This window comes from Streptomyces massasporeus (assembly GCF_014648995.1).
Classification (GTDB): Bacteria; Actinomycetota; Actinomycetes; order Streptomycetales; family Streptomycetaceae; genus Streptomyces; species Streptomyces massasporeus.
In genome coordinates, this window is the sequence record NZ_BMSE01000057.1 from 1 (window position 1) to 1,857 (window position 1,857).

The 1,857-nt window shown below is 66.5% G+C and carries 2 protein-coding genes; both read left to right on the forward strand.

Features of this window, described 5'->3' with window-relative positions; translation table 11 throughout:
• Positions 1-127: 127 nt before the first annotated feature.
• Positions 128-448 carry a hypothetical protein gene (locus tag IE153_RS41155; protein ID WP_189594791.1) on the forward strand — a complete coding sequence of 107 codons (321 nt, stop codon included), beginning with the start codon at positions 128-130 and terminating at the stop codon, positions 446-448.
• 434 nt (positions 449-882) lie between these two features.
• On the forward strand, positions 883-1,857 hold a 975-nt coding region (locus IE153_RS41160; RefSeq protein WP_189594792.1), incomplete at its 3' end, for a tyrosine-type recombinase/integrase.

Below are 1,857 nucleotides of genomic sequence, written 5' to 3' on the forward strand. Positions count from 1 at the left end.
GCTGGTCCTAGCTGGTCCTGGCAGGATGTGCCTCATGGGTAACGACCTCGAACGCCTGGCGCGGCTCGTCCAAGAGCGGCGCCTAGAACTCCGCTTGGGCATCGAGCCTGCGGCCAAGCTCGCAGACATGAGCAAGGACACCTGGAAGCGCGTCGAGGCGGCCCAGAACGTCAGGGCCACCTCTTACACGAGCATCGAGCACGCCCTGCAGTGGGCTCCCGGCAGCTGCCGCCGCGTCCTGCAGGGCGAGGAACCGGTCGTTGCGGAGGCCGCCCCCAAGGGGTCCGCCTCGGCGATCGCCATGATCCCCAAGGAGGAGCTCCAGCGGCATGTGGGTGATGCCGTCAACAGTGCCGCACTGGGCATCAAGGGTGATCTGACAGCAGAGCAGATCCTGGAGCTGAACCAGCGCGTACTCGAAGAGCTCCACAAGCGCGGCGTGGTTTAGCGAAAGTTCAGCCGAATGGCGTACAACCCTTTGCGCTCGAAGCTTCTTCACCTCACTTCCCTGTACATCTTTGGTCCCACGTGGTCCCAACAGGCTCACGACATGGCAGAGTCGTGACCACACCTTGGGGGTTCCCCGAAGCACCCATGAAGGGGGACCAGGTATGCGGAGCACTCTGTCCATAGTCGATGTCGGCCCGGATTTCGCAGGATGGGCCGGCCCGGCCGATGGGAGAATGATCTGTGTAGCGCCGAGCGAGATCGAGACGAGCGACGAAGCAAGATGCTCGATGCGAGAGATCGTGAAGCGCGCAGGAGGAGACTGCGAAGGCTGCCGGGGCTGCTGGCTCGGCACCTGAGCACTAGGCCGCGGAGTCCCGGCGGTAGGGGTACCTGCCGGACTACCGCGACCAAGACCCGCCCAAGGGGGAACGCATGCCCTACGTGGAGGTTCGCGGCGGCTCGATCCGCGTGAAGTGGTGGAGCGGCGAGTACGTCCTCGACGTCGACGGCAAAGCGACCCGCCGTAAGAAGTACGAGAGCGCCAGCGGCCGAGAACCCGGCGTGCCCTTCGCGGACGCGGATGAGGCTTACAACTTCGGTCTCGACCGCGAGCACGAAGTGCGCCACGGCCGCAACATCCCCCGCGCCCACGCCAAGACGCTGATGCGGGACTACTGCTGGATGTGGTGGGAAGCGCAGGACCTGCGCCCCATGTCGATGGGCAGATACAAGTCGCGGCTGCGTGCCCGCATCATCCCCTACTGGGGAGACCGGCCGGTTGGCGACATCACGGCCTGGGAGTACGACGCCTGGAAGAAGAGCCTCAAGAAGTCCGCGGCGGCCGGCGAGATCGGCCACCACTACGTCGACCAGCTCCTCAGCCTGTTCAACCTGCTCATGACCGACGCGGTCGTGAAGTACAAGCTGCGCGCCGAGTCCCCGATCATCAAGCACGGCCGCCGCGGCAGGTACACGAAGAAGAAGCGCGAGGTGAAGCGCCCCATGGAGATGGCGGTGCTGCATCACCTCGCCCAGAACGCGTACACGATCTGGGGCTTCGCGGGGTGGGCGTGCGTGTGGACTGCCGCTTTCACCGGCATGAGACCGCCCGGCGAGCTGTGGGGTCTGCGCCGGGAGTTCGCCTCTCCGACGTGGCCGACCAGCGACCCGGAGCCGGACCGGCGCGCCGAGGCCGCCGAGCGGTACGGGCCGGGCAAGATGCCGGCGCTGCGCGTGCAGTGGCAGCAGCAGTATGTCGACGGCGTGCGCACCCTCGTCGACCCGAAGTACGACTCGCACCGCACCCTCGTGGTGCCGCCGTTCCTGCACGAGATGCTGACGGCGTTGCTGGCGTCGCATGACAGCGAGTGGGTGTTCCCCGGCATCCAGGGCGGGGAGATGCCGCGC